Source organism: Priestia sp. BR_2, assembly GCF_041954005.1.
GTDB lineage: Bacteria > Bacillota > Bacilli > Paenibacillales > Paenibacillaceae > Paenibacillus_AQ > Paenibacillus_AQ lautus_A.
In genome coordinates, this window is sequence record NZ_JAVFHM010000250.1 from 1 (window position 1) to 704 (window position 704).

The window sequence follows — 704 nt, forward strand, 5'->3', positions numbered from 1 at the left end:
CTCAACAAACGAAAAAGTTTGTCTGCTGTAATATCCAATTGCGTAATAACAAATGGATAGCAAAACAGAATTGGCGCTCCATATAATGTTTTTCTGTTGAAGAAATGGAAAGCTTACATAAATATGAGCGATAAAATAGCATAAAACTAAGAAAAGAACCATTGACCTTTTTCTTTTAATTAATAGGGCTGCATAGGCAAAAATAAGGTGAGTTAAGAATAAACAAGTGACAAACCAAAAAACGCCGTAATAATATCCGAGAGTTCTCCCGCCAATACATAAATGGTAGATGTTCAGTAACACTTCCCGAACATTAAATGTTTGAAGAAAAATAAGGGCTGCTATTAACAGGCCAAAAGAAAAATAAGGAACGAGTAAACGCATCCATTTTTTCAAAATCCATTCTCGTACTTCTTGTATTCTAGAACGTGGGTGAAACAGATAGCCGCTAATCATAAAAAAGAGAGGCATGTGAAACCAAAAGAAATAATGATGAAAAAAAGGGCTGCCAGAATGTCCGGCCACTACTGTAAGGATACATAATCCTTTTAGCACATCCAGCCATGAATGGTGTTTGCTCATTAAGCTTTCATTCCTTTAATAAGTAAATTAGTTCCTGCTATATTATCTAATTCTCTGGAAAAAAGAGCAATAAAAAGTTTACTTCACTCTTCTTCATAATGAGTTCATATTAAGTATCTATA

General features: G+C 33.7%; 1 protein-coding gene. It reads right to left on the reverse strand.

The genetic code is table 11. The features are described from left to right. Nucleotides 1-582: acyltransferase family protein (locus tag RB298_RS19835; protein ID WP_486048182.1), on the reverse strand; the 582-nt coding region annotated here is incomplete at its 3' end. Nucleotides 583-704: the final 122 nt, after the last annotated feature.